This is a genomic window from Paraburkholderia sp. (assembly GCF_049581445.1).
GTDB lineage: Bacteria > Pseudomonadota > Gammaproteobacteria > Burkholderiales > Burkholderiaceae > Paraburkholderia.
The window spans coordinates 1-19,147 of the sequence record NZ_JBAURZ010000394.1 but is presented as its reverse complement, the minus strand read 5'-3'; the positions used below and the strand labels follow the sequence as shown (position 1 = coordinate 19,147).

Genomic DNA, 19,147 nt, shown 5'->3' with positions numbered 1-19,147 from the left:
GTGCGGGTCAGGCACGGCGCGCCGGCGGCACCCTGACACCATGCAAAACCACCTCGTCTTCCGCCTGTTTGGCGACGTCGCCCGCGACTTCGGCCAACCGGTCATGTTGTGGCAGGTGGGCGTGCTGGTCGGCACGCTGGCGCTTGCCTGGGGCCTCGGCCGGTTGTTGCGCCGCACGCTTGATCTGCGCCGTCGCACTCGCTATCAGGCGCTGCGCTTCGGCGCGGAAAGTCTGAATCGGGCTATTTTCCCGTTGCTGGGCGCGATGCTGGTGTGGGTGGCAAGGGCAATCGCAAGTCCCTTCATGCATACGGCGCTGCTTGATCTGGCGCTCGTGCCGCTGTTCGGCATTGGTCTCATCTACGTGCTGTTCTTTATTGCGCGGCGCGTTTTCGGCAGCCGCGAAGAGTCGCATACATGGCTGTTCCTCGTCGAAAAGGTCGTCACGGTAGTTGTTTGGGCGGGCATGGTGCTCACCGTGATGGGCGTTCAGGACCAGGTGCTCGCGTGGATGAGCAGCGTGCATTTCAGCGTGGCGAACGCGCATCTGACCCTGCTCTCCTTGACGACAGGACTGCTGTGGGTCTGCGTGACAATGGTCGTGGCCATGTGGGCCGGTTCCGCGTTCGAGGACCGGGTGATCCGTTCGAGCAGACTCGACGCCAACCTGAAAGTGGTGGTAGCGCGGGTCGGCCGCGCGCTCTTCGTGGTGGCGGCGATGCTGATCGGCCTGTCGATCGTTGGCATCGACGTGACGGTGCTGGGGGTGTTCGGCGGCGCGCTGGGCGTGGGTCTGGGCTTTGGCTTGCAGAAGATCGCCAGCAACTACGTATCGGGCTTCATCATCCTGATCGACCGCTCGCTGAGGATCGGCGACACGATCAGTGTGAGCGGCCTGCAGGGGATGGTCACGCAGATCCGCACGCGCTATACAGTCATGCGCGGTCTGGACGGCATCGAAACGCTGGTGCCGAACGAAAAGCTGATTACTGACGTCGTACAGAACCAGTCGTCCTATCTGACCCGCGGCCACGCGAAGGCCGCGATTCAGGTGGCTTATACCTCGGACGTCGAACAGGTGATGGCGCTGATGGTGCAGGCCGCCGAGGGTGTGGACCGCGTGCTTCAGGACCCGGCTCCCACGCCCTACCTCGTCAGCTTCGGCCCGGACGGAATCAACCTGGAACTGGGATTCTGGATCGAAAACGCCGCGACTGGTACGTCCGGCGCGCGCTCGGCAGTCAACCGGAACATCTGGCGCCTGTTTCGCGCCAACAACATTTCGATTCCATTCGCGCAACGCGAAATTCACATAGTGAGCGCGGGCGACATTTCGTCGCAACTGGTCAATTTGACCGATGAGGCTGCCAGCGAACCCGACAGCGCCGCCTGAAGCCCTGTTGCGGGCGCCTGCGTATCAAAAAAGAGACCGCCAGCGTGTTTGCCCTGGTTGATGCCTAACAAAAAATCCCCAATTGTTACAAACACTTGGAACGGTTCAAGTAGAATGACGTCCAATCCCGTTGTATGCTTTCACTTTCTTGACACCGCGTTTTTGCGCTGTGTGTGCGGTGCCTTGTCACTCTCGTTTCACAGGTAAATAGCCTTGTTGAATTCCTTGCTTGATTTTCTTGCCCACGGCCTGTTTCGCTTTTCCTGGTGGCAGCTCGTGGTGTACACGCTCGTAGCGACGCACATCACGATCATCGGCGTTACGGTCTATCTGCATCGTTGCCAGGCGCACCGCGCGCTTGACCTGCATCCCGCAGTCAGTCATTTCTTCCGCTTCTGGCTGTGGATGACCACAGGCATGCTGACCGGCCAGTGGGCCGCGATTCACCGCAAGCACCACGCCAAGTGCGAGACCGAAGAAGATCCGCACAGCCCGCAAACGCGCGGCATCTGGAAGGTGCTGCTAGAAGGCGCAGAGCTGTACCGCACGGAAGCGAAGAACGAAGAAACCATGCGCAAGTTCAGCCACGGCACGCCGAATGACTGGATGGAGCGTAACGTCTACACGAAGTACCCGATCCTCGGCGTGAGCCTGATGATGGTGCTGAATGTCGCGATGTTCGGTCTCGTCGGGTTGACGGTGTGGGCCGTGCAGATGATCTGGATTCCGTTCTGGGCCGCTGGCGTGGTCAACGGTCTCGCGCATTTCTGGGGCTATCGCAACTTCAATTCGTCGGATGCGAGCACCAACATCTTCCCGTGGGGCATCCTGATCGGCGGCGAAGAACTGCATAACAACCACCATACGTACGCGACGTCCGCCAAGCTGTCGAACAAATGGTACGAGTTCGACATTGGCTGGATGTACATCCGCATCATGTCGGCGTTCCGTCTGGCGAAGGTGAAGAAGATCGCGCCCACGCCGCGTCTGACTACCGGCAAGCTGGTGCTCGACCAGGACACGTTGCAGGCCGTGCTGGCGAACCGCTACGAAGTGATGGCCCGATACGGCAAGGCGCTCAAGCGCGCTTACCGCCAGGAACTCGCGCATCTGAAGGAAGTGGGCGCGCGTGAAAAGTATCAGTTGATGCGCGGCGCGCGCAGCTGGTTCCACAAGGAAGAAGCGGGCCTCGACGAACCGCAGAAGCGCCAGCTTCCGCAAATCTTCGCCAACAGCCAGAAACTGCGCACCTATATCGAGTTGCGCACTGAGCTGTCAGCCATGTGGGAGCGTTCGAACGCGTCCCGTGAACAACTGCTGGTTCAGTTGCAGGACTGGTGTCACCGCGCGGAAGAAAGCGGCATCAAGGCACTGCAGGAATTTGCGACGCGCCTGCGTCGCTATGCTTGATCGCGAAATACTTTAAAATTTAGGTACGTCACAAAACCCCGCGTTGGCGGGGTTTTGCTTTTTGGGCCGCACAAAACGTTGCATGCGACGCGTTGACCGCATCCGACGCGCCGCAACGAGTGGCAGATCAGCAGGGCAGAGGAGATCATGAATCAGCAGGCGATCAGGAGCGTCGAGTACGACCGGCCGCAGCCGCAGGGCTTGACCTGTGGTATTGGGCAGGCATGGGCGAGGGTGCCCGAAGTGCCGTCGGCGGAGGAGAAGGTCGCGTTAAAGGCGCGCATCCGCGCGCTGCTCGCGCGCGAGAAGGCCGTGCTCGTTGCGCACTACTACGTGGACCCCGAACTGCAGGAACTCGCTGACGAAACCGGCGGCTGCGTGGCCGATTCGCTTGAGATGGCCCGCTTCGGACGCGATCACGAGGCGCAGACACTGGTCGTAGCCGGTGTGCGCTTCATGGGGGAAACCTCGAAGATCCTGAGTCCTGGTAAGCGTGTGCTGATGCCGGATCTGGATGCGACCTGTTCGCTGGATCTCGGCTGTCCGGTCGACGAGTTTTCTGCGTTCTGCGACGCTCATCCGGATCGCACGGTGGTGGTCTACGCGAATACCAGCGCGGCGGTGAAGGCGCGTGCGGACTGGATGGTGACGTCGTCAATCGGCCTTGAGATTGTCGCCGACCTGCATGCACGCGGTGAAAAGATCATCTGGGCGCCCGACCGGCATCTTGGCGGCTATATCCAGAAGAAGACGGGCGCGGACATGCTGCTGTGGCAGGGCTCTTGTCTCGTACACGACGAATTTAAGGGCATCGAACTCGACCTGTTGCGGGCGGAATATCCGGACGCCAAGGTTCTCGTGCACCCGGAATCGCCGGACAGTGTGGTGGCACTGGCAGATGTAGTCGGTTCGACATCGCAGTTGATCGATGCGGCGAAGCGGCTCGATGCCAAGCACTTCATCGTAGCGACTGACCTCGGCATCCTGTACAAAATGCGGCTGGCCGCACCGGGCAAGATATTCATCGAGGCGCCTACCGCCGGTAACAGCGCCACATGCAAAAGTTGCGCGCATTGCCCGTGGATGGCCATGAATGGCCTCGCCAACCTTGCGGATGTGCTGGAGCGCGGGCACAACGAAATCTTCGTCGACCATGCGGTGGGAGAACGGGCAAGACTGCCGATCGACCGCATGCTCGACTTCGCAGCGCGTCACAAGAAGCGCGTCCAGGCGAGCGGCGATCTCGCCAAAGACTCGGGGTTGTTTTCGAATGTGGGAGCGGCGTGATGGGGGCGGTAGAGAATTATCAGGCGGACCCGGTGTCACCACTGTTCGCTGAGGTGCGTGCGCAATATGGCGCGGCATTTGAGGCGGCTTTGGCGCGCAACGTCGCAGACGCACTGGCGGAAGACGTAGGCACGGGTGATCAGACGGGCCGCCTCGTGCCGGCTGACGACATTCGCGACGCGCGCATTATCGTGCGTGACGACGCTGTACTCTGCGGTGTTCCGTGGTTCAACGAAGTGATGCGGCATGTCGATGCGCGGATCGACGTGCAGTGGCGCTATCGGGAAGGTGACCGCATGGCGGCTGATACGACCGTGTGCGAGATGCGCGGACCGGTACGTGCGTTGCTAACCGCCGAACGCAATGCGCTCAACTTTCTGCAACTGCTTTCCGGCGTAGCAAGCGCGACGCGCCGCTACGTCGATGCCATTGCGCATACCAAGGCGCGCATTCTCGATACACGCAAGACATTGCCGGGGCTGCGGCTCGCGCAGAAGTACGCGGTGCGGGTGGGCGGCGGCGCCAACCAGCGGCTCGCGCTATACGATGGGATTCTGATAAAGGAAAACCATATCGCGGCCGCGGGCGGTGTGGGTGCCGCCATGGATGCAGCGCTGGCATTGAGCGCGGGCGTGTCGATCCAGATCGAGGTCGAGACGCTGGCGCAGCTCGAAATCGCGTTGGCGCATCGCGCGCAATCCATTTTGCTGGATAACTTCTCGTTCGAAGCGATGCACGACGCCGTGCGGATGACTGCGGGGCGGGCGGTGCTGGAGGTGTCGGGCGGCGTCAATTTTGAGACGGTTCGCACGATCGCAGAAACCGGTGTGGATCGCATTTCGATTGGCTCGTTGACGAAGGATGTGCGCGCGGCCGATTACTCGATGCGTATTGTCTAAATGCTTTGCGTTGTTTAGATCGTGCGTCACGCTTTCGCGTCGGCGCATTGGAAGGAGAAAGGGGCCATCGCTCATGTTGCGATGGCCCCTTTCTTTTGGCTAGTTATTCAAGCCTATTGGGATGGGCGCCGCGGACTAGATGTTCCGGTTGCGCACCCGTCCCGGCGATAACACGGAGGGTAAGGCTTTCGGCAGCGCACTCGGCCAGTCGCGGCTGAAATGCAAGCCACGGCTTTCGCGTCGTGAGCGCGCGCTCTCGACGATCAGCGAAGCCACGTCGACGAGGTTGCGCAGTTCGAGCAGATCGCGGCTCACCTTGAAATTCGCGTAGTACTCATGGATCTCGTCGCGCAACAGCGCAAGACGATGCTTGGCGCGCGCAAGCCGCTTGTCAGTCCGCACGATGCCGACGTAGTTCCACATCAGCCGGCGCAGTTCGTCCCAGTTGTGAGCGACTACCACCTCTTCATCCGGGTCGGACACCCGGCTTTCGTCCCAGTCGGGCAGCGGTGCATGCACCGCTGCGCCAAAACCTTCTTCTTCAATCGCTGCGGCGGCGGAGCGCCCGATCACGATGCATTCCAGCAGCGAATTGCTGGCGAGCCGGTTGGCGCCATGCAGACCCGTGCAGGATGTCTCGCCTACCGCGTAGAGACCGGCCAAATCGGTGCGACCGGCCAGGTCCGTCACCACACCGCCGCAGGTATAGTGCGCCGCGGGAACGACCGGAATCGGCTCTTTGGTGATGTCGATACCGAACTCGCGGCAGCGCGCGAGAATGGTAGGGAAGTGCTCTTCCAGGAATGCCGCTGGCTGATGGCTGATGTCCAGGTACACGCAGTCAATGCCGCGCTTCTTGATTTCGAAGTCAATCGCGCGCGCCACGATATCGCGCGGCGCCAGTTCGGCGCGCTCGTCGTGCTCGGGCATGAAACGCGTGCCGTCCGGCAACTTCAGAAGACCGCCTTCGCCACGTACGGCCTCGGAAATCAGAAAGGATTTGGCGTAGGGGTGGAAGAGGCACGTGGGATGGAACTGGATAAATTCCATGTTCGAGACGCGGCAGCCGGCGCGCCAGGCCATCGCGATTCCATCGCCGGTCGCAGTGTCTGGATTGGTGGTGTACAGATAGACCTTGCCTGCGCCACCGGTAGCGAGCACGGTGTGAGGCGCTTCAACGGTGACGGTGCGGCCGCTTTGCAGGTCGAGCGCGTACAGGCCGTGGCAACGGCGGCCCGGCAGCCCGAGGCGGTCGGACGTGATCAGATCGATCGCGTAGTGGTCTTCGAGCAGCGTGATGTTCGGATGTCGCCGCACCCGCTCGCTAAGCGTAGCTACGACGGCGTGGCCCGTTGCGTCCGCTGCGTGGATGATGCGCCGGTGGCTGTGGCCTCCTTCGCGCGTCAGGTGAAAACCCAACTCAGCGGCATCGTCTTTGGTGAACGGCACGCCTTGCGCAATCAGCCATTCAATCGCGCTGCGCCCGTGCTCGACGATAAAGCGCGTCGCGGCCTCGTCACACAAGCCGCCGCCGGCAATCAACGTGTCGCGGACGTGGTTTTCGATGCTGTCTGCAGAGTCGAGAACGGCGGCGATGCCGCCCTGAGCCCAGTCACTTGCCCCTTCCGTCATGGAGCGTTTCGCCACCACGGCAACCCGCCGCGTCTGCGCAAGATTCAGCGCGACACTCAAACCTGCCAGACCACTACCGACAATTGCCACATCGAAATTCATTTCCTGCGTCTCCGTCACTTGATGAGCTGTAGCGACCGCGTTGCCGCCCATCGATAAACGAGCAAGCATACGCGTCCCCCGACATCAGGGAAAGCTGGCCAGAAGACCGTTGACGAAAATCGAGGGGAGTGGCCGGAAGCGCGGTGAGAACAGGGACGGGCGTCGCAGAAGAAATAGACCCCGAAAAGCAAAAAGCCCCGCACGAATGCGGGGCTTTTGACTTCGTCAACAGACAGGAAGCAAGACCTTATTTGATCTTGGTTTCCTTGTACGGCACATGCTTGCGGACGACGGGATCAAACTTGCTGATCTCCATCTTTTCCGGCATGTTGCGCTTGTTTTTCGTCGTGGTGTAGAAGTGACCCGTGCCTGCGGTCGATTCCAGCTTGATCTTGTCGCGTGCGCCTTTCGCCATGATTTACTCCTTAGGCTTGGCCGCGTGCGCGCAGATCTGCGAGCACAGCGTCAATACCGTTTTTGTCGATCAGACGCAGGCCGGCGTTCGAAACGCGCAGACGCACCCAACGGTTTTCGCTTTCCACCCAAATACGGCGGTTTTGCAGGTTCGGAAGGAACCGGCGCTTCGTTTTGTTGTTCGCGTGGGAAACGTTGTTGCCGCTCATCGGCGCTTTCCCAGTTACTTGGCATACGCGTGCCATATGAGAGCACTCCTAATACGCTAATTCTGAGTTCGGACGCCGTGAAAGTTTCCCGGAAGGGCTGCGATGATCACTCAGTCGCTTTTCTACCGGAAGGCCTTTGATGGCTTCGGAACAGGGTTGGAAACAGGCAAGACCGGAATTCTAGCAGGAAAAAGGCCGAAAAATCAAACCTTATTTGCGACCGGGATGCCGGGGACGCCATCATAAACCGGCTGCGTCAGATGGTACAGCGGCACGTAGAACTCACGACCAACCTGTCCGGGCGAACGAAAAGGTGTCGTGCGCGCCGATCACGAGGTGGTCGATCAGGCACACGTCGATCAATGCTAGCGTATCGCGCAGCACCTGGGTGAGGCGCCGGTCGCTGGCGCTGGGCTTGACCGCGCCGGAGGGGTGATTATGCGCCACGATCATGCTGGCCGCATTGACAGACAGCGCGCGCCGTACGATTTCGCGCGGATAGACCGCCATGCGCGTGAGCGAACCCCGTGAACTCTCTTCGGTGCTGATCAGCCGGTGACGCGCATCGAGGAACAAGCAGACGAAGACCTCGTAGGGCCGCGAGCCGATCAGCAGGCGCAAGTAGTCCTCAACGGCCTCAGGTGAGTCGATCAGCGGCTTATTACGCATCTTCTCCACCAAAGAGCGGCGCGCCAGCTCAAGGATGGCGAGCAGCTGGGCTGTTTTGGCCGGTCCGATACCCGGAAGGCCGTCGAAATCCGCCGGCGTTGCGTCGAGCATGGCTCGTAACGAGCCAAAGCGCTCCAGCAGCGATCTGGCGATGCTGAAGACGTCGTTTCCCGGTAGCCCTGAGCCCAGCACCAGTGCCACGAGCTCAACGTCTGTCACAGCGGCCGGCCCATGATCCAGCAGCCGCTCCCGTGGCATGTCGCGTTTGTCGCGGTGCCGGGTCGCTGCAAGCGGGAGAGGGGGTAGCAATGCTGTCGCACTCGCGCCGTGCCGGCGGGTTGCGGACAGGGGATTGCCGGGCAACGGATCAGCCGGCATGACCGGCGGGTCATCGTTCACTGCGCTCGCCTCGGCGCAGATGGTGTAGTCCATTTCATCGTTCTCCGGTTGGTTGGCGGGCGCGTCCTTACCGGCGGCAGCGACGGATATGACACGCGCAAGCCGCCGCAAGATATGTGGCTTACAATAGAGCCTTTGCGCAAGGCAGCCCCACGGTTTGCCACCCGCACCGGCTGCGCCCACGGCGCACGCGTGCAGCGCGTCCGACTGAATGAGTACTGCATGAGCATCATCGACATCTCTGAAGTGAAGCCCGGTTCGCATCTCACGCTCCATTACCGGCTCTCCCTCGCCGATGGCGCCGAAGTCATCAACACCTTCACCGAGAAGCCGGCCACGTTGCTGCTGGGCGCGGGCCAACTGGCGCCGCCGCTGGAAGACATTCTGCTGGGATTGAAGGTCGGCCACCATTCGACCTTTCAGCTAGCGCCCGGCCAGGCCTTCGGCCCGCGCAATCCGGAACTGATCCAGCGGGTGTCGCTCGCCACGCTGCGCGAAAACAGCATGATCGGCGAGGATTTTTCGCCGGGCGATCTCGTCGAATTCAATGCACCGGGCGGCGGACGCTATGCGGGTGTGCTGAAGGAAGTCGGCGAAACGTCCGCCCTGTTCGATTTCAATCACCCGCTCGCTGGCCAGGCGCTGGCCTTCGAAGTGAAAATTATCGGAATTCTGTAAACATGAGCACCCCGGATACGACTCTGACTGAAGCCGAGATCCTGCTAGCCCAGCCGCGCGGGTTTTGCGCGGGTGTCGATCGGGCCATTGAGATTGTCGAGCGCGCGATCAAGCTGCATGGTTCCCCGATTTACGTGCGTCATGAAATCGTTCACAACGCCTATGTGGTCGAGGACCTGCGCAAGAAGGGCGCGATCTTCATTGAGCAACTGGAGGAAGTACCCTCCGGCAACACGGTGATCTTCAGCGCCCACGGCGTTTCGAAGGACGTGCGCGCGGAAGCCGATTCGCGCGGTTTGCGGGTGTACGACGCCACTTGTCCGCTTGTGACCAAGGTGCATATCGAAGTGGCGAAGATGCGCCAGGAAGGCTTCGATATCGTGATGATCGGCCACAAGGGGCACCCCGAAGTCGAAGGGACGATGGGGCAGGCGGCCGAAGGCATGTATCTGGTCGAAGATATTGAGGACGTGCAGGCGTTGAAGCTGGCTGATCCGGAGCGGATCGCCTTCGTCACCCAGACTACTTTGTCCGTGGATGATGCCGCCGAGATCATCGCGGCTCTGAAGGCCAAATATCCTTCGATCCGCGAACCGAAGAAGCAGGACATCTGCTACGCCACGCAGAACCGCCAGGACGCGGTCAAGTTTATGGCGCCGCAATGCGACGTGGTGATCGTGGTGGGCAGTCCAAACAGCTCGAACTCCAATCGCTTGCGCGAAGTGGCCGAGAAGCGCGGCATCCCCTCGTATATGGTGGATTCGCCCGATCAGATCGATCCGCAATGGATCGTCGGCAAGCGACGCATCGGCGTCACCGCAGGCGCGTCTGCTCCCGAAGTGCTGGCGCAGGCCGTAATCGCGCGGTTACGTGAGCTGGGTGTGCGTAATGTGCGCGCGCTAGATGGGATCGAAGAGAGCATCGCGTTTCCGCTGCCTCGCGGGCTTGGCTTGCCAGCCTGACAATCGTCTAACGTAGTTGTAAGGAAAAGCGCGCCTTGGGCGCGCTTTTTTTATTCCTGCTTCCGGTCCGCTACATCTTTAAATTGGGTGCCAGATCATGCAGATTGCTCTGATTGTGGCTGCTGCCGTACAAATTTTTTCGCTTTCCAAGTGTTAATTTCAGTCAGTTTTAATTGATTGATCCCCGTTTTTTCGCCGATATTTCAGCCGGACGATTTTGGATGCCCTAACATTGGGCATATACGCTGCGCGTTAAACAAACATATTACGTAACGGACAACGCGATGAAATCGGGGCTTGAGCGGGGTTGCCGCAACACTTGATGCTGCTTGGCTCTCCGTTGGTGCAACTGATGCACGAAAAGTTGTCGCAACCTGGTTGCGCCTTTTATCGGGAAATGCGTTTTAAATGAGGTTGCAATGCAGGAAAACCCTGTCGTTTCAACAATATTGCCCATCCCATAATTGGAGTTACAATGCGCGCGTTCTCAAGGCCTTAGGGCTTCGAACAAGGGATTTAGGAAGGCGCTGGAGAAATACTTAATGCGAGTCAAGTTTGCTTACGCCGTGTCCATCGCGGCCGCGGTCGTGATGTTGACCGCGTGCAGCAAAAAGAACGATGGCGAGGCGAGCACGAGCGCATCGACGGCGCCGGCGCCGGCCAGCAGTGCGGTGATTGTCAGGATCGGCCATGCGGCCCCATTGACGGGCAGCATTGCCCATCTCGGGAAGGACAACGAAAACGGGGCGCGATTGGCGGTTGAAGAAATCAACACCCATGGGCTGACCATCGACGGCCAGAAGATCCAACTGGAGCTCGACGCGCAGGACGACGCGGGCGATCCGAAGACGGGGACGCAGGTCGCGCAGAAACTGGTCGACGATCATGTCGTCGCCGTGGTCGGGCACCTGAATTCGGGTGTATCCATTCCTGCGTCGAAGATCTATAGCGACGCGGGCATCGTGCAGATTTCGCCGTCCTCGACGAATCCGGCTTACACGCAGCAGGGTTTCAAAACGACTTTCCGGGTGGTGGCGACAGACGCCCAGCAAGGGCCGGCCCTCGCGGACTACGCAATCAAGGAATTGGGAGCGAAGCGCATCGCGGTTGTGGACGATGCGACCGCTTACGGCAAGGGGCTCGCGGACGAGTTCGCGAAGACCGCGCAGGCGAGTGGTGCAACGATAGTCGCACGGGAAGCGACGAATGATCAGGCCACGGATTTCCGGGCCATCCTCACGAAGATCAAGAGTGTTCAGCCGGACGTGATCATGTACGGCGGCATGGACGCAACGGGCGGGCCGTTTACGAAGCAGGCGGCCGAGCTCGGTATCAAGGCAAAAATCCTTGGCGGCGACGGTGTGTGCACCGACAAGGTAGGGGAGCTGGCGGGATCCGCCGTGCAAAACCTGGTCTGCTCGGAAGCGGGACTCGCGCTTTCGAAGATGGACAAGGGAGCGGACTTCGAGAAGAAGTACGAAGACCGTTTCCACACGCCGGTGCAGATTTACGCGCCGTTCACGTATGACGCTGTGTACGTGATCGTTGATGCAATGAAGCGCGCCAATTCAATCGACGCGCCCAAGGTGCTGGCTGCGATGCCGTCAACCGATTACAACGGGTTAATTGGCCACATCGCATTCGACGACAAGGGTGATTTGAAAGAAGGCGCCATTACGCTTTACGACTTCAAGGACGGTAAAAAGTCCGTTCTCGACGTGGTGAAGATGTAATGTCGGGATGTACAGCCTGACGGCACCGGCCCACCCAACGGTGTCGTTTTAGCCCCCGGTTCCGACGCACCGGCGACCGCAATCCAGTCGCATGATGAGTCGGTAGCGGATAACCCTTACCGGTCTTTTACATCAGTACCCGCAGTGCCGTTGCGATTTGCGTAACCCATCACCGCCCACCGGCTGATGCAGAGCGCGAATCCAGTCGCACGGGCTAAGGAGCATTAAATGGATATCTTCATCCAGCAGATCCTCAACGGACTGGTGCTTGGCAGCGTCTATGCCATCATCGCACTGGGCTATACGATGGTTTACGGCATCTTGGGCATCATCAACTTCGCGCACGGCGATGTGTTGATGGTAGGCGCGATGGTTGCGCTCTCAGCCATAGGCGTGCTGCAGAACCACTTCCCTCATCTCGGCAATGTGCCGACCCTCGTCATTGCACTGATCATCGCCGCGGTGGTTTGCTCGCTAGTCGGCTACACGATCGAGCGCGTGGCTTACCGACCTCTGCGCCGTGCGCCGCGTCTCGCGCCGCTGATCACCGCCATTGGCGTGTCGATTCTGCTGCAGACGCTGGCCATGATGATCTGGTCGCGCAACCCGCTGCCGTTTCCGCAGTTGCTGCCGACCGACCCGATCAATGTGATCACGGCCGGGCCGAACAATCCGGGTGCTGTGATCTCGATGACTGAAATCGTGATCATCGTGGTGGCGTTCCTCGTGATGGGCGGCCTGCTGCTGCTGGTTCACAAAACGAGGCTCGGTCGTGCGATGCGCGCGATTGCAGAAAATCCGAACGTGGCGAGCCTGATGGGCGTGAATCCGAACTTCGTGATTTCGGCGACCTTCATGATCGGCTCGGCGCTTGCCGCACTGGCCGGCGTGATGATCGCGTCCGAATACGGCAACGCGCACTTCTATATGGGCTTCATCCCTGGGCTTAAGGCCTTTACCGCGGCGGTGCTGGGCGGTATCGGCAATCTCGGCGGTGCCATGGTGGGCGGCGTGCTGCTCGGCCTGATCGAACAGCTCGGTGCGGGCTATATCGGCAACCTCACGGGTGGTGTATTCGGCAGTAACTACCAGGACGTGTTCGCATTCATCGTGCTGATCATCGTGCTGGTGTTCCGACCGTCGGGCCTGCTCGGCGAACGCGTCGCAGATCGCGCCTGACCTGAGCCATAAGGAGTCTAAACATGACCTCAATTCAACCGATCGAGCCGTCCACGACGCTCATCCCCGAGAAGAACACGACGAAGACCCTGACGGTCGGCATCATCACCACGGTACTGGTGATCGCGGCGCCGATGCTGATTGGCGTAGTCGGCGGCAACTACTGGGTGCGCGTGCTCGACTTCGCGATGCTCTACGTGATGCTGGCGCTCGGCCTTAATGTGGTGGTCGGCTTCGCCGGCCTGCTGGACCTGGGCTACATCGCGTTCTACGCGATCGGCGCCTACACCACGGCGCTGCTGTCGTCACCTCACCTGTCTACGCAATTCGCGTGGATCGGGGCAATCTTCCCGCACGGCCTGCATACGCCGTTCTGGATCATCGTGCCGGTCGCGATGGCACTAGCCGCGATGTTCGGGGTACTGCTCGGTGCGCCGACGCTGCGCCTGCGTGGCGATTACCTCGCCATCGTGACCTTGGGCTTCGGGGAAATCGTGCGGATCTTCATGAACAACCTCGACCGTCCGGTGAACATCACCAATGGTCCGCAGGGGATCACGGGGATCGATCCGGTGCAGGTAGGCGGCTTCAGCCTCGCGCAGACCCACACGTTTCTCGGGTTCCAGTTCACGACGGTGTACATGTATTACTACCTGTTCGTGCTCTGCTCGCTGCTGGTGATCTGGGTGTGTACGCGTCTGCAGCACTCGCGCATTGGCCGTGCATGGGCCGCGATCCGCGAAGACGAAATCGCCGCGAAGGCCATGGGCATCAACACCCGTAACGTGAAACTGCTGGCCTTTGCGATGGGCGCGTCGTTCGGCGGCCTGTCGGGCGCGATGTTCGGTGGCTTCCAGGGCTTCGTGTCGCCGGAATCGTTCACCTTCTGGGAATCGGTCGTGGTGCTGGCCTGCGTGGTGCTGGGCGGTATGGGCCACATCCCGGGCGTGATTCTCGGCGCGGTGCTGCTCGCCGTGTTCCCGGAATTCCTGCGCTCGACGATGGGTCCGCTGCAGGACATGCTCTTCGGCCATGAAATTGTCGATACCGAAGTGATCCGTCAGTTGCTCTACGGTCTCGCGATGGTTCTCATCATGCTGTACCGCTCGGAAGGCCTGTGGCCGTCGCCGAAGCACGAGGACAAGATCGCCAAGCTGGCAAAGCGCAACGGCAAGAAGCCGGTGCGTGCCTGAGGCCCGCGCAGAGCATGCGACCAGAGTAAGCGCTAAAGCGCCAACTCTGGTCGACACAGGAGAAATCTAATGAGCGAAAACAAAATCCGCCTGTCCGTCAAAGGCGTGAACAAGCGTTTCGGCGGCCTGCAGGCGCTGTCCGATGTGGGCCTGGAAATCAAGGCCGGTGAGATCTATGGTCTGATCGGCCCGAACGGCGCCGGCAAGACCACGTTCTTCAACGTGATCACGGGGCTGTACACGCCGGATTCGGGCGATTTCAAGCTCGATGGCGAAAACTACACGCCGACCGCGGTGTACCAGGTCGCGAAGGCGGGCATTGCTCGCACGTTCCAGAACATCCGCCTGTTTGGCGGCATGACCGCGCTGGAAAACGTGATGGTGGGTCGTCACGTACGCACGAAGCACGGCCTGATCGGCGCGGTGTTCCAGACGCCGGCCGAGCGCAAGGAAGAGCGCGAGATCAAGGAACGTGCGCTGGAGTTGCTGGAGTATGTCGGCGTGCTGCAATACGCGGACTACACGTCGCGCAACCTGTCGTACGGTCACCAGCGGCGTCTGGAGATCGCACGCGCGCTCGCTACCGATCCGAAGCTGCTGGCACTGGACGAGCCGGCTGCCGGCATGAACGCAACCGAGAAGGTCGAACTCACCAAGCTGCTCGACAAGATCCGCTCGGACGGCAAGACGATCCTGCTGATCGAGCACGACGTGAAACTGGTGATGGGCCTGTGCAACAACATGACGGTGCTCGATTACGGCAAGGTGATCGCCCAGGGTCTGCCGCATGACGTGCAGAAGGACCCGAAAGTGATCGAGGCATATCTTGGTGCAGGAGTCCATTGATGGCTAATTCCCCGATGTTGAAAATCAAGGGCCTGCAGGTCAATTACGGCGGCATTCAGGCAGTCAAGGGTATCGACCTCGAAGTGGGTCAGGGCGAACTGGTCACGCTGATTGGCGCGAACGGCGCAGGCAAGACCACGACGATGAAGGCGATCACGGGCCTGAAGGCGTACGGTGCGGGCGACATCGAGTACATGGGCACGTCGATCAAGGGTCTGCCCGCGCACGAACTGCTCAAGCGTGGTCTCGCGATGGTGCCGGAAGGGCGTGGCATCTTCGCGCGCATGTCGATTATCGAGAACATGCAGATGGGCGCGTACCTGCGCAACGACGCGGACGGCATCAAGTCGGACGTGGATCGCATGTTTGGCTTCTTCCCGCGTCTGAAGGAACGGGCTTCGCAGTATGCGGGCACGCTCTCGGGCGGCGAGCAGCAGATGCTGGCGATGGCGCGTGCGATCATCAGCAAGCCGAAACTGTTGTTGCTCGACGAACCGTCGATGGGTCTGTCGCCGATCATGGTGGAGAAGATCTTCGAAGTGGTGCGGGCGATCTCGGCCGAAGGCATGACCGTGTTGCTGGTGGAGCAGAACGCGCGGCTGGCGTTGCAGGCAGCTAACCGCGGCTACGTGATGGACTCGGGTCTGGTGACGATGTCCGGTGACGCGAAGCAGATGCTGGATGATCCGAAGGTTCGGGCTGCTTATCTGGGTGAGTAAGCTCTAAACGGGAATGAGTGGTTCAACCAACCGCTCATTCCCGCGCAAGAAAAAAGGCCGCATGCGTTTGTTTGAGCATGCGGCCTTTGTCATTTTCAATGCGCCCCGCTTAGCGAGGGCGGTCAAGCAACCAGCACTACGCAGCAGAAGGTGAGGTCGTCTTTTCCGGCGCGGCTGGTGCGGTAGGCGCGGCGTCAGCCAATTCACCTAGCCGCTTGCCAAGGCTGATCACAGGGTCTGTACGATACCCCAGCGCCTCATAAAACCCGCGGATATCTTCCTTCGCCGAGAGCACCTGCAGATTCACCTTCGGACAGCCAAGCGCCGTCAACGCCGCCTCCGCATGCGCAACAAGCCGTGAGCCAATCCCAAGGCGCCGCTGCGACGTGTCCACCGCAAGCGAATACATCCAGCCTCGATGGCCGTCATAGCCCGCCATCACCGTGCCGACCACACGTGCGTCGAATTCGGCCACAAAGAACAACTCCGGCTGCGTCCCCATCTTGTTGGCTATCGACAGATGCGGGTTGCGTTGCGGCCTCGTGACGTCGCGGTACTCGGGAAACGCCTCTTGCCACAACGCGACCACGGCATCGGTGTCGCTGGCTTCGAAGCAGCGGATCGACAGCGCTGTGGTCGTCATCGTCATATGCGTTCCAGGCGTCTTAAAGCGTATCGAGAATCGAACGCAGCATCGCCATCATCTGGTCGATTTCCTCGTTCGTCACGTTAAGCGCCGGCATGAAGCGCAGCAGATTCGGACGCGCCGCGTTCAGCAGCAAGCCGTCGGGCTGCATGACGCGCGCCTTTTCGACGATCTGGTTGCCGATGTCCTTGCCGAGCAACAGCGCACGCAGCAGTCCTTCGCCACGCTCGCCCTCGAAGCCACGCTCTTCCGACAGTTCCAGCAGCTTCGAGCGCAGATACTCGCCGCGCGCCCGCACGCCTTCGAGGAAGCCGGGCGCCGTCAATTGCGAGATCACGGAGAAGCCAACCGCCGTCATCAGCGGATTGCCGTTATAGGTACCGCCCTGATCGCCGGCTTCGAACACCTCCACGGCTGACTTGCAGAGCAGTGCCGCGAGCGGCACGCCGCCACCGATGCCCTTGCCGAGCGTCATGATATCCGGCTCGATACCCGAAAGCTCGTATGCGAACAGCGTGCCGGCACGGCCGCAGCCGCTCTGCACTTCATCGACGATCAGCAGCAGGTTGTGCTTTTGCGTCAGCGCACGCAGTTGCTGCATGAATTCGCGCGAGGCGGGAATCACGCCGCCTTCGCCCTGGATCGGCTCGAGCATCACCGCAACAGTCTTGCCGTTGATGAGCTTCTCGACCGATGCGATATCGTTCAGGTCCGCCTTCGGGAAGCCTGGTACTTGCGGGGCATAGATCGTGTCCCAGCCCGGCTTGCCGCTCGCCGACATGGTGGCGAGCGTGCGGCCGTGGAAGCTGTGGTCGAACGTGATGATCTCGAAAGCGCCGTCCTTGTGTTTCTTGCCCCACTTGCGCGCGAGCTTGATCGCGCCTTCGTTCGCTTCCGCGCCGCTGTTGGTGAAGAAAACCTTGTCGAAACAGCTGTGCTGCGTAAGCAGGGCCGCCAGTTGTGCCATGGGCCCGTTGTAGAAGGCCGGCGACGGGTTGATGAGCAATTGCGCCTGCTTGTTCAGCGCTTCGATCATGCCGTCGTTGCAATGGCCCAGGCTATTGACCGCCCACCCCTGGATGAAATCGAGGTATCGCTTGCCGGTATTGTCGTAGAGCCACGAACCCTTGCCGTGTGTGAAAACGATCTCGGGCCGGTTGGTGATGTACATCAGCGACTCGATGGGGTACTCATTGAAATTCATGGGCGGGCTCCGGCGGTGCAGGGGGGAAGGGTCAGTAAAAGGGGACCGAAAAAACAAAAAAGCCACGGCACGCCGTGGCTTTCGTGATTCGAACAACATGCGCCTTAACGGCGCGAATCCGTGACAAAGCCGGCGGCATCCCTAAGGGAGCAGCGAGCGGCGACGTCGGAGTTCGGATTGGATGCGGTTCATGCGCGAAAGAATACGACAACGCGAGCGCCGGTGTAAACCATGAATTTCGTGTGCGGCCGACTTTTTTGGTCCGCCGCGCACGCTGATTCCGTTCACACTGGCAATCTCTGGCCGGTTAAAACGTGGTGAAACCGCGGATCAGACCGGATTGGCCAGGTCGGCGGCGCTGGTGAACGAATCCGCATAGAACTCGTCCTCCGGCAGACCGTGGTGCTGCGTGAAATCACGTTGCGCCGACTCGACCATCACCGGTGCGCCGCAGGCGTACACCTGATAACCCGACAAGTCTGGCAGATCTTCAATGACGCTACGATGAACGAAGCCCGTGCGGCCTGTCCACGCATCGCTTGGGTCCGGTTCGGAGAGCACCGGCACGAACTTGAAGTTCGGAATCTCGCGCGCCCATTGCTCCGCCAGATCCAGCAGATACAGGTCTTTCTTGCGACGCGCGCCCCAGTACAGCGTCATGGGCCGGTCGAGGTTCTTGAACACCGCATGTTCGACGATCGCCTTCAGCGGCGCGAAACCGGTGCCGGACGCGAGCAGCACGATCGGCTTGTCCGAATCTTCACGCAGGAAGAAGGTGCCAAGCGGTGCCTCGAAGCGCAGGATGTCGCGCTCCTTCATCGCGCCGAAGACGTGATCGGTGAAGGTGCCGCCGGGCATATGGCGGACGTGCAGTTCGATAGGGCCTTCGACGTGCGGCGCATTAGCCATCGAATAGCTGCGGCGCTTGCCGTCTTTCAGGATGAATTCGAGGTACTGGCCAGCGAGATATTGCAGACGCTCGTTGGCGGGCAATTGCAGTTTGAGCACGACGACGTCGTCGGCTTTGCGCTCGATGGCGTTCACGCGGCAAGGCAGTTTTTTGACCTGCACGTCACCCACGCCAGCCACTTCGCGGATATCGATCTCGAGATCCGTGCACGGCGTCGCGCAGCAGAAGAGCGCCATGCCGCGGGTCTTTTCATCGTTCGACAGGGCGGACGACGAATGCTGACGCTGCTCGACCTCGCCACTGACGACGGTGCCTTTACAGGAGCCACAGGCGCCGTTCTTGCAGCCGTAAGGCAGACCAATGCCCTGGCGCAGCGCGGCGGTCAGGACCGGTTCATCGGCTTCTACTTGAAACTGCCGGCCGCTTTGCCGGAGGGTTACATTAAATGCCATAGCGTATTCGAGTTCGAAAAGTCGGTAATCGGTGCTAGCCGTGCCTGACGGCTACAATGCGTTCACCATGAAAGCCACACGAAACTTGCGACGCCCGCGCGTGCTGATTGTGGGCTGCGGCGACGTCGGCATGCGTTGCGTCGAGATGCTGCGGCCGCACGCGCGCCTGTTTGCGCTGACGACCCAAAGCGCTCGTTGCGCCGAATTGCGC

18 protein-coding genes and 1 pseudogene are annotated in these 19,147 nt (G+C 60.5%); 12 read left to right on the top strand and 7 right to left on the bottom strand.

Features of this window, described 5'->3' with window-relative positions; all coding sequences use genetic code 11:
- Positions 1-40 precede the first annotated feature (40 nt).
- The 4 genes from WCA85_RS34415 to nadC all read left to right on the top strand — a co-directional run bounded on the left by WCA85_RS34415 (position 41) and on the right by nadC (position 4,989).
- On the top strand, positions 41-1,393 hold the full coding sequence (locus WCA85_RS34415) for a mechanosensitive ion channel family protein (protein ID WP_424070109.1): 1,353 nt from the start codon (positions 41-43) through the stop codon (positions 1,391-1,393).
- 213 nt (positions 1,394-1,606) lie between these two features.
- Positions 1,607-2,803 (top strand): DesA family fatty acid desaturase, encoded by a 1,197-nt coding sequence (locus WCA85_RS34410; RefSeq protein WP_424070103.1) that lies wholly within the window; start codon positions 1,607-1,609, stop codon positions 2,801-2,803.
- A 147-nt stretch (positions 2,804-2,950) separates the two neighbouring features.
- On the top strand, positions 2,951-4,090 hold the full coding sequence (nadA, locus tag WCA85_RS34405) for a quinolinate synthase NadA (RefSeq protein ID WP_424070101.1): 1,140 nt from the start codon (positions 2,951-2,953) through the stop codon (positions 4,088-4,090).
- Positions 4,090-4,989, top strand: coding sequence for a carboxylating nicotinate-nucleotide diphosphorylase (nadC, locus tag WCA85_RS34400; protein WP_424070099.1), 900 nt, complete (start codon positions 4,090-4,092; stop codon positions 4,987-4,989). Before nadA ends, nadC begins: the two co-directional genes overlap by 1 nt.
- A gap of 135 nt (positions 4,990-5,124) precedes the next feature.
- Here nadC and nadB read toward each other — a convergent pair whose 3' ends face one another.
- The 4 genes from nadB to radC all read right to left on the bottom strand — a co-directional run bounded on the left by nadB (position 5,125) and on the right by radC (position 8,447).
- Complete coding sequence (gene nadB / locus WCA85_RS34395) at positions 5,125-6,723, bottom strand: L-aspartate oxidase (protein ID WP_424070098.1); 1,599 nt, start codon at positions 6,721-6,723, stop codon at positions 5,125-5,127.
- Between the two features lie 247 nt (positions 6,724-6,970).
- The gene (gene rpmG / locus WCA85_RS34390) at positions 6,971-7,138 is read right to left on the bottom strand and encodes a 50S ribosomal protein L33 (protein WP_074263557.1); all 168 of its coding nucleotides are present in this window, start codon (positions 7,136-7,138) and stop codon (positions 6,971-6,973) included.
- A 10-nt stretch (positions 7,139-7,148) separates the two neighbouring features.
- Positions 7,149-7,382 carry a 50S ribosomal protein L28 gene (rpmB, locus tag WCA85_RS34385; protein ID WP_035548063.1) on the bottom strand — a complete coding sequence of 78 codons (234 nt, stop codon included), beginning with the start codon at positions 7,380-7,382 and terminating at the stop codon, positions 7,149-7,151.
- Positions 7,383-7,628: 246 nt separating this feature from the next.
- Positions 7,629-8,447, bottom strand: coding sequence for a RadC family protein (radC, locus tag WCA85_RS34380; protein WP_424070095.1), 819 nt, complete (start codon positions 8,445-8,447; stop codon positions 7,629-7,631).
- Between the two features lie 189 nt (positions 8,448-8,636).
- Between radC and WCA85_RS34375 the strand changes: the two genes are divergently transcribed.
- From WCA85_RS34375 to WCA85_RS34345, 7 genes are all read left to right on the top strand, one after another.
- A complete protein-coding gene (locus tag WCA85_RS34375; RefSeq protein ID WP_424070093.1) occupies positions 8,637-9,092 on the top strand; it encodes an FKBP-type peptidyl-prolyl cis-trans isomerase in 456 nt (151 codons plus the stop codon).
- 2 nt (positions 9,093-9,094) lie between these two features.
- Positions 9,095-10,054: a 4-hydroxy-3-methylbut-2-enyl diphosphate reductase gene (gene ispH / locus WCA85_RS34370; RefSeq protein WP_424070091.1), complete on the top strand. Its 960-nt coding sequence runs from the start codon at positions 9,095-9,097 to the stop codon at positions 10,052-10,054.
- 542 nt (positions 10,055-10,596) lie between these two features.
- Positions 10,597-11,787: a branched-chain amino acid ABC transporter substrate-binding protein gene (locus WCA85_RS34365; protein WP_424070089.1), complete on the top strand. Its 1,191-nt coding sequence runs from the start codon at positions 10,597-10,599 to the stop codon at positions 11,785-11,787.
- Positions 11,788-12,015: 228 nt separating this feature from the next.
- Entirely contained in the window at positions 12,016-12,966 is a 951-nt protein-coding gene (locus WCA85_RS34360) for a branched-chain amino acid ABC transporter permease (protein WP_424070087.1), read from the top strand.
- A 23-nt stretch (positions 12,967-12,989) separates the two neighbouring features.
- The gene (locus WCA85_RS34355) at positions 12,990-14,159 is read left to right on the top strand and encodes an ABC transporter permease subunit (protein WP_424070085.1); all 1,170 of its coding nucleotides are present in this window, start codon (positions 12,990-12,992) and stop codon (positions 14,157-14,159) included.
- Positions 14,160-14,228: 69 nt separating this feature from the next.
- Complete coding sequence (locus WCA85_RS34350; RefSeq protein ID WP_424070083.1) at positions 14,229-15,005, top strand: ABC transporter ATP-binding protein; 777 nt, start codon at positions 14,229-14,231, stop codon at positions 15,003-15,005.
- A 14-nt stretch (positions 15,006-15,019) separates the two neighbouring features.
- A complete protein-coding gene (locus WCA85_RS34345) occupies positions 15,020-15,724 on the top strand; it encodes an ABC transporter ATP-binding protein (RefSeq protein ID WP_424070107.1) in 705 nt (234 codons plus the stop codon).
- 136 nt (positions 15,725-15,860) lie between these two features.
- Here the strand turns inward: WCA85_RS34345 and WCA85_RS34340 are convergent, their stop codons facing one another.
- From WCA85_RS34340 to WCA85_RS34330, 3 genes are all read right to left on the bottom strand, one after another.
- On the bottom strand, positions 15,861-16,367 hold the full coding sequence (locus WCA85_RS34340; protein ID WP_424070105.1) for a GNAT family acetyltransferase: 507 nt from the start codon (positions 16,365-16,367) through the stop codon (positions 15,861-15,863).
- Positions 16,368-16,389: 22 nt separating this feature from the next.
- Complete coding sequence (locus tag WCA85_RS34335) at positions 16,390-17,574, bottom strand: acetylornithine transaminase (protein ID WP_424070081.1); 1,185 nt, start codon at positions 17,572-17,574, stop codon at positions 16,390-16,392.
- A 330-nt stretch (positions 17,575-17,904) separates the two neighbouring features.
- Positions 17,905-18,936 (bottom strand): CDP-6-deoxy-delta-3,4-glucoseen reductase, encoded by a 1,032-nt coding sequence (locus WCA85_RS34330; protein WP_424070079.1) that lies wholly within the window; start codon positions 18,934-18,936, stop codon positions 17,905-17,907.
- 67 nt (positions 18,937-19,003) lie between these two features.
- Here WCA85_RS34330 and WCA85_RS34325 point away from each other — a divergent pair.
- A pseudogene (locus WCA85_RS34325) lies at positions 19,004-19,147 on the top strand (SDR family NAD(P)-dependent oxidoreductase); the annotation flags it as partial.

Bases quoted from the DNA above. Each gene is read 5' to 3' on its own strand.
- WCA85_RS34340 (WP_424070105.1), bottom strand. From the start codon at position 16,367: ATGACGACCACAGCGCTGTCGATCCGCTGCTTCGAAGCCAGCGACACC.
- nadA (WP_424070101.1), top strand. From the start codon at position 2,951: ATGAATCAGCAGGCGATCAGGAGCGTCGAGTACGACCGGCCGCAGCCG.
- WCA85_RS34330 (WP_424070079.1), bottom strand. From the start codon at position 18,936: ATGGCATTTAATGTAACCCTCCGGCAAAGCGGCCGGCAGTTTCAAGTA.
- nadC (WP_424070099.1), top strand. From the start codon at position 4,090: ATGGGGGCGGTAGAGAATTATCAGGCGGACCCGGTGTCACCACTGTTC.
- nadB (WP_424070098.1), bottom strand. From the start codon at position 6,723: ATGAATTTCGATGTGGCAATTGTCGGTAGTGGTCTGGCAGGTTTGAGT.
- WCA85_RS34355 (WP_424070085.1), top strand. From the start codon at position 12,990: ATGACCTCAATTCAACCGATCGAGCCGTCCACGACGCTCATCCCCGAG.
- rpmG (WP_074263557.1), bottom strand. From the start codon at position 7,138: ATGGCGAAAGGCGCACGCGACAAGATCAAGCTGGAATCGACCGCAGGC.
- WCA85_RS34350 (WP_424070083.1), top strand. From the start codon at position 14,229: ATGAGCGAAAACAAAATCCGCCTGTCCGTCAAAGGCGTGAACAAGCGT.
- WCA85_RS34345 (WP_424070107.1), top strand. From the start codon at position 15,020: ATGTTGAAAATCAAGGGCCTGCAGGTCAATTACGGCGGCATTCAGGCA.
- radC (WP_424070095.1), bottom strand. From the start codon at position 8,447: ATGGACTACACCATCTGCGCCGAGGCGAGCGCAGTGAACGATGACCCG.
- ispH (WP_424070091.1), top strand. From the start codon at position 9,095: ATGAGCACCCCGGATACGACTCTGACTGAAGCCGAGATCCTGCTAGCC.
- WCA85_RS34415 (WP_424070109.1), top strand. From the start codon at position 41: ATGCAAAACCACCTCGTCTTCCGCCTGTTTGGCGACGTCGCCCGCGAC.
- WCA85_RS34335 (WP_424070081.1), bottom strand. From the start codon at position 17,574: ATGAATTTCAATGAGTACCCCATCGAGTCGCTGATGTACATCACCAAC.
- rpmB (WP_035548063.1), bottom strand. From the start codon at position 7,382: ATGGCACGCGTATGCCAAGTAACTGGGAAAGCGCCGATGAGCGGCAAC.
- WCA85_RS34365 (WP_424070089.1), top strand. From the start codon at position 10,597: ATGCGAGTCAAGTTTGCTTACGCCGTGTCCATCGCGGCCGCGGTCGTG.
- WCA85_RS34375 (WP_424070093.1), top strand. From the start codon at position 8,637: ATGAGCATCATCGACATCTCTGAAGTGAAGCCCGGTTCGCATCTCACG.
- WCA85_RS34360 (WP_424070087.1), top strand. From the start codon at position 12,016: ATGGATATCTTCATCCAGCAGATCCTCAACGGACTGGTGCTTGGCAGC.